Origin of the sequence: Mycobacterium interjectum (genome assembly GCF_900078675.2) — a bacterium.
Lineage (GTDB): Bacteria > Actinomycetota > Actinomycetes > Mycobacteriales > Mycobacteriaceae > Mycobacterium > Mycobacterium interjectum.
In genome coordinates this window covers 848940-855055 of the sequence record NZ_LT546236.1, presented here as the reverse complement: position 1 = coordinate 855055, position 6116 = coordinate 848940, and the positions used below count along the sequence as shown (strand labels likewise).

Below are 6116 nucleotides of genomic sequence, written 5' to 3'. Positions count from 1 at the left end.
AGATGCGGATAAGAGACAGGCCCCCGGCTGCTGCTGGGCGAGCAGGGCGCCCGCGAACTCGCCTGCGCCAGCCAGCGGGTGATCCCGCAGAAACTCACCGCGGCCGGGCACCGGTTTCGCCACCCCGACCTCGACGGGGCACTGCGCCACCTGTTGGGGCGTTAACCCGCGTCCCTGCCGTCGCGGCTGCGCTGGTAGGCGCGCGCCCGCAGCTGGGCAAGCCAGGGCGGGTAGAGGCTCAATCCCGGCGCGGTGTTGGCGACCGGGTCGAACGACACGTCCGGCTCCCCGTCGAGGACACCGGTCAGCGTCAGCCGGGCCAGCGGGGCGAAATCGCCCCTGCCGCACGCCTGGTCGATGGCGAAGTCGATGCCGCCGCCCTCGATCGCGTGCCGGACGCTGTCCAGCGAAAGCCCGAAACCGTTGACAGCACTGTTGCTCTGGGCCCGCAGCCACCAGACGTTCCCCCGGTAGCGCAGCGGCATGAGGCTGGTCAGGGTTCGGCCGGTCCAAGACACGGTCGGCCGCAGCGCCACCGCCCGGGCCAGCACGCCCGATCCCGCGGACACCAGCAGGATGTCCCACGGCGTGGCCCCTTCTTGCCGCGGCGCGACGCGGAACGCCAGGCCGATGAAGTCGGGCAGGGCACCCGGCGTCCCGGCGGCCTTGGAGACCCGCGCAACAACCTCGGAGGACGGGAGCGGCAGCCCGTCGGCCGCCGGCGCGGTCCGTTCGATGGAGCCGTGCGCCAACACGCCGACGGGGTGGAAGAACCGACGGCCGCGCAGGGCGGCTCCCCATTGAAAGGGCTTGGTGAGGAGACCGGAAACGTTCACCGGCGCCGGGTTCCCGTTCTTCGCCGCGAAAAACGGTGGCGCCGGAATCGGCATGGGCCCGCGAACCCGCACCACTGGCGGACCACGCGATCATTCAGTAAGTTAATGTTTCAATAACTTAACTGAGGTACGTTGAATGCAGCGGGTCGCCCGACGCATGCCCGCTGCCGCCCAGTGTTTGTATTCGTCGACAAAGGGGTAACAACGCGTGAATCCGAGCCGTTCGAGCCAGCGGCTGACCGACCCTGCGAGGGAGGCTTCGGTGGGAGCAGTGCGTCCGTTCCCACGGGTGCATCTCGCCGAGGCCGTCCGGCCAAGCCCGCCGTCCCTGCCCGATGTCGACCAGTTCGACGCCTGGCGAACGGGCGTGCAGCGGGCGGTGCTGTCCCATGTCGCCGAATTCGTCGCCGCCCGGTGCGCCGACGCCTTGGGCGCGTGCGGGGTAGACGTGGCCGGCGACATTTTGACGGAGTTTGTGAACGGCGGCAAATGCCTGCGCTCGGCGTTCATGTACCTGGGCTGGCTGTGCGGCCAGCCGGAGAGCGATGCGGCGCTGTCGGCGGCGGCCAGCCTGGAGCTGCTGCACGCTTTCGCGCTCCTTCAGGACGATGTGATGGATGATTCGGCCTCGCGACGAGGCCGCCCCGCCGCGCATCTCCAATTCGCCGCGTGGCATCGCGGGCGCGGGCTGTCCGGCTCGTCGCGCCGGTTCGGAGAATCGGCCGCCATCCTGCTCGGCGACCTGTGCTTGATCTGGGCCGAACAGATGCTGCGCGACAGCGGTCTGCGGCGTCACCAGTTGCTCCGGGGGTGGCCGCGCTACGACGCCATGCGCACCGAGCTCGCCGTGGGCCAGTTCGCGGATCTGGCGACCGATGCACGCGACCTGCCTACGATGGAAGCCGTGCTGGAAGTGGCCCGACGAAAGTCGGGAAACTACACGGTGCGGCGGCCCCTCGAGATCGGGGCCGCCATGGCCGGTTGCGACGACCTGGTGCTGGCGACGCTCGCCGACTACGGCTCCGCCATCGGCGAAGCCTTCCAGCTGCGCGACGACATCCTCGGCATCTTCGGCTCCCCCGCGGCGACCGGCAAACCCACGAACGACCTGATCGAACGCAAGGCGACCAGCGTCGTGGTGGCCGCGCATCAGTTGGCCGACGCATCGACCCGCCTGCGGTTCCGTGAACTGATGGCCGGCGAGCGGCTCGACGATTCGGCGATTGACCACTGGCGGAAGCTGATCCTCGCCACCGGAGCGGTGCAGTGGATCGAGGAACTCATCGCCGACCGCGTCGACTCGGCGCTGCAGGCGTTGGACCGCGCCGCGTTGGACGGTCGCCTGCTGGCCGCGCTGGTCGATATGGCCGGACTGTGCACGAGGCGGGCGGCATGAGCGGCGAGGTAACGCGCTGATGCGTACGGTGCGCGGCCGAACCGACCGCGTCGTCGTGGTCGGCGCGGGATTCGCCGGCCTTGCCGCCGCGCTGCATCTGGCCGGCCGCGGCCGCGAAGTCACGGTGGTGGAGCGGGAACCCTGGCCGGGCGGACGGGCGGGCCGGCGCGACATCGACGGCTACCACATCGACACCGGCCCGACGGTGCTCACCATGCCGGACATCATCGACGAGGCGTTCGCCGCCGTGGGCGAAACCTACTCGGGACGGCTCGAACTGCTCCCGGTGGATCCCGCCTACCGGGCGATGTTCGCCGACGGCAGCGCCATCGACGTCCACACCGACGCGGACCGGATGGCGCAAGCGGTGCGCGACTTCGCGGGCCCACACCAGGCCGACGGCTACCGGCGGTTGCGCGGTTGGTTAGACCGGTTGTACCGCACCGAATTCGACGGCTTCATCGCGTCGAACTTCGACTCCCCGCTGTCGCTGCTGAACGGCCGGCTGGCCAGGCTGACGGCGCTCGGCGGATTCCGCCGCTGGGACACGATGGTCAAGCGCCACGTCAGCGACCCGCGGCTGCGCCGCGTGTTCACCTTCCAGTCGCTGTACGCCGGTGTCGCGCCGCAGCACGCGCTGGCGGTCTACGCGGTGATCGCCTACATGGACACCGTCGCCGGCGTGTTCTTCCCGCGCGGCGGCGTGCGCGCGCTACCCGATGCGCTGGCGGCGGCGGCAGCCGACGCCGGGGTGCGGTTCTGTTACGGGTCAACGGTCACCGAGCTGGAGCGCACCGGCGAGCGGATCACCGCTGTCCACACGCAGGATCGGCGGTTGGCCTGCGACGCGGTGGTGTTGACGACCGAGCTGCCGCAGTCCTACCGGCTGCTCGGCCGGCGGCCGCGACGGATTCTCCCGCTGCGCGCGGCGCCGTCGGCGGTGGTGCTGCACGTGGGCAGCCGCGCCGCGCCGTCGCAAAGCGCCCACCACACCATCCTTTTCGGCTCGGCCTGGGAGCAGACGTTCGACGACATCATCCGCGACGGCCGGCTCATGACGGACCCGTCATTGCTGGTCACCCGGCCGACGGCCAGCGACCCGAGCCTGGCCCCCACCCACCGCGACCTGCTCTACGTGCTGGCCCCGGCGCCGAACCTCTCGCGCGGCGACATCGACTGGTCGCGCACCGGCGGCGTGTACGCGGACTCGCTGCTCGAGGTGGTGCAGGACAGGCTGTTGCCCGGCCTGCGCGACGACGCCCGCCTGTTGCATGTCGACACCCCGGCCGACTGGGCCCGCCAGGGCATGGCGGCCGGCACACCGTTTGCGCTGGCCCACACGTTCGCCCAGACCGGACCGTTCCGGCCGGCCAACACCGTGCGCGGCATCGACAACGCGGTGCTCGCCGGGTCGTCGACGCTGCCGGGCGTGGGCGTGCCGACCACGCTCATCTCCGGGCGATTGGCCGCCGACCGCATCACCGGGATGGCCAGCCGGACGACCACCACCGTCGACCTGAAGGCGGGATCGCGATGATCCGCACGGAGCTGGACGCCGCCGGGATCCAGGACGCGCGCCTGCGCGCGGCGTATCGAAGCTGCCGGCAGATCGCCGCCGCACATGGCCGCACCTATTTCCTCGCCACCCGGCTGCTCGCCCCGGACCAACGCCCGGCCGTGCACGCGTTGTACGGCTTCGCCCGCCACGCCGACGACATCCTCGACGAGATCGACCCGGCGCTGGACGTCGCCGCGCGCGCCGAGCGGCTGCAGCGCCTGTCGGAGCGCTTCTTCGCCGGAGCCGGGCAGCACGACGAGCCCGTCCTCGCCGCGGTCGACGACACCGTGCGCCGCTACGGGATCCCCGCAGATCTCTTCGAGGACTTTCTGGATTCCATGCGCATGGACCTCACCGTCACCGACTATCCGGATCGGGCGGCGCTGGGCCGCTACATGCGCGGCTCCGCGGAAGTCATTGGCCTGCAGATGCTTCCGATTCTCGGCACCGTCGGACCCGCCGAGGAGGCGGCCCCGTACGCGGCGGCGCTGGGCCGCGCGTTTCAGCTCACCAATTTCCTGCGGGACGTCGACGAGGACCTCGCGCGCAACCGGATCTATCTGCCGGCCGACGAACTCGCCGCGTTCGGTGTCGACCGCGACCTGATGCTGTGGTGCCACACGCACCGGCGCACCCACGCCCGGGTGCGGACGGCGCTGGCGGCCCAACACGACATCACCCGCGAGATCTACCGTTTCGCCGCCGACGGAATCGCGATGCTGGCCCCGCGTTCCCGGCCGTGCGTGGCCACCGCGTTGACGCTGTACTCCGAAATCCTGGATTGCATTGAGGACAGCGACTTCTCGGTGTTCAACCGGCGCGCCACCGTCGGCAACGCGCGACGGCTCCGGGTCGCCGGTGGCGCCCTGCTGCAGTCGTGGCGGGCCCGGATCAGGGGCGCGGCGTGAGCGACCGGTGGCAGTACCTGATCCTGCTCGGCCTGTGCCTGGCGATCACGGCGCCGCTGGAGCTGTTCGGCGCCGGCGTCTACCGGCAGCCGCGCCGGCTCGCCCGAGCCGTGCTTCCGGTGGCGGCGCTGTTCCTCGTCTGGGACGCGGTGGCGATCCGCGCCGGCGTGTGGACATACAACGGGAAGTACATCACCGGTCTGCACCTCCCCTTCGGGGTGCCCATCGAGGAAGTGCTGTTCTTCGTGGTGATTCCGCTGTGCGGCCTGCTGACCTACAACGCCGTGAGCGCCATCCTCGATCGGAGCAGGCGCCGGTGACCGGGCTGGGCTACACCGTTCCGGCGATCGTGTCGGTTCTCGCGGTGTGCGCGCTGGAGTTCGCGCTGTTGCGCACCGGGCTGTTCCGGCGGCCCGCCTACTGGCTGTCCATGGTGATCGTGCTCGGCTTTCAGGTTCCGGTCGATGGCTGGCTGACGAAACGCAGCGCCCCGATCGTGATCTACAACCAGCGCCAGACCAGCGGCGTGCGGTTCCCGTTCGACATCCCCGTCGAGGACTTCCTGTTCGGCTTCGCGCTGGTCACCGCCGTGCTGCTGCTGTGGGAGCGTCACCGTGCGGGTCGATAAGACGGGTCTGCCCCGCGGCGACGTGCCCGGTGCCTTCGACGGCGGCGCGGCGGCCTACGACCGGCTGGTCGGCGCCAACCCGTCCTACCACGCGAACCTGGCGCTGTCGGCGAACCGGATGGCGCTGCCGGCACGGGGCCGGGGTCTGCGCCTGCTCGACGCGGGCTGCGGCACCGGCGCGTCGACGGCCGCGCTGCTGGCGGTGGCCCCCGAGGCGCAGATCGTCGCCGTGGACGCCGCGAACGGAATGCTCGACGCCGCCAGGGCGAAGGCGTGGCCACCGTCGGTCCGGTTCGTGCACGCGCGCGTCGAAGAGCTCGACGAGCACGGCGTCACCGGGCCGTTCGACGGCATCCTGGCCGCCTACCTGCTGCGCAACCTCGCGGACCCGGACGCACAGCTCCGCGCCTTTCGCGCCCTGCTTCGCCCCGGCGGCACGCTGGCGCTGCACGAGTACTCGGTGCGCGATTCCCGTGCGGCGACGTTGATCTGGCACGCGGTGTGCTGGGGCATCATCATCCCCGCCGGCTGGTGGCGCACCCGCGATACCACGCTGTACCGGCATCTGTGGCGCAGCGTCCTCGCGTTCGACGGGGCGGCGCGGTTGCGGCGGCGGATGCGCGACGCCGGATTCACCGGGGTGCGGAGCGCCACCATGCCGGGCTGGGAACACGACGTCGTGCACACCTTCTTGGGCGAGGCCCCGCGATGACCGACCGCCGCCGACACATCCACCCGGCAACGCCGGGCCTGGCCGACGCGAGCGCGCTCTCGTCGCGGCCCCGCGCCG

The 6116-nt window shown here is 71.2% G+C and carries 7 protein-coding genes and 1 pseudogene; 7 read left to right on the top strand and 1 reads right to left on the bottom strand.

The features are described 5' to 3' along the window. Positions 1-18: 18 nt before the first annotated feature. Positions 19-165: pseudogene (locus BN4348_RS34190) on the top strand (DUF1731 domain-containing protein); the annotation flags it as partial. Here BN4348_RS34190 and BN4348_RS34185 read toward each other — a convergent pair. After that, positions 162-836, bottom strand: coding sequence for a phosphodiesterase (locus BN4348_RS34185; protein ID WP_066909238.1), 675 nt, complete (start codon positions 834-836; stop codon positions 162-164). The pseudogene BN4348_RS34190 and the gene BN4348_RS34185 overlap by 4 nt on opposite strands. 289 nt (positions 837-1125) lie before the next feature. On the opposite strand from BN4348_RS34185, the gene BN4348_RS34180 reads away from it, so the two are divergent. The 6 genes from BN4348_RS34180 to BN4348_RS34155 are packed head-to-tail and all read left to right on the top strand — an operon-like array spanning position 1126 to position 6038. After that, positions 1126-2232 (top strand): polyprenyl synthetase family protein, encoded by a 1107-nt coding sequence (locus BN4348_RS34180; RefSeq protein WP_066909232.1) that lies wholly within the window; start codon positions 1126-1128, stop codon positions 2230-2232. Positions 2233-2251: 19 nt separating this feature from the next. After that, entirely contained in the window at positions 2252-3769 is a 1518-nt protein-coding gene (gene crtI / locus BN4348_RS34175; protein ID WP_066909229.1) for a phytoene desaturase family protein, read from the top strand. Next, positions 3766-4698 carry a phytoene/squalene synthase family protein gene (locus BN4348_RS34170; protein ID WP_066909226.1) on the top strand — a complete coding sequence of 311 codons (933 nt, stop codon included), beginning with the start codon at positions 3766-3768 and terminating at the stop codon, positions 4696-4698. Before crtI ends, BN4348_RS34170 begins: the two co-directional genes overlap by 4 nt. Continuing rightward, positions 4695-5018, top strand: coding sequence for a lycopene cyclase domain-containing protein (locus BN4348_RS34165; RefSeq protein WP_066909235.1), 324 nt, complete (start codon positions 4695-4697; stop codon positions 5016-5018). The genes BN4348_RS34170 and BN4348_RS34165 overlap by 4 nt, the downstream gene beginning before the upstream one ends. After that, a complete protein-coding gene (locus tag BN4348_RS34160) occupies positions 5015-5326 on the top strand; it encodes a lycopene cyclase domain-containing protein (RefSeq protein ID WP_066909223.1) in 312 nt (103 codons plus the stop codon). The genes BN4348_RS34165 and BN4348_RS34160 overlap by 4 nt, the downstream gene beginning before the upstream one ends. Further along, complete coding sequence (locus tag BN4348_RS34155; RefSeq protein WP_066909220.1) at positions 5313-6038, top strand: class I SAM-dependent methyltransferase; 726 nt, start codon at positions 5313-5315, stop codon at positions 6036-6038. Before BN4348_RS34160 ends, BN4348_RS34155 begins: the two co-directional genes overlap by 14 nt. The last annotated feature ends 78 nt before the right edge of the window (positions 6039-6116 follow it).

What these genes read in the sequence shown, in the direction of transcription:
- crtI (WP_066909229.1), top strand. Translation starts at nt 2,252, where the DNA reads ATGCGTACGGTGCGCGGCCGAACCGACCGCGTCGTCGTGGTCGGCGCG.
- BN4348_RS34170 (WP_066909226.1), top strand. Translation starts at nt 3,766, where the DNA reads ATGATCCGCACGGAGCTGGACGCCGCCGGGATCCAGGACGCGCGCCTG.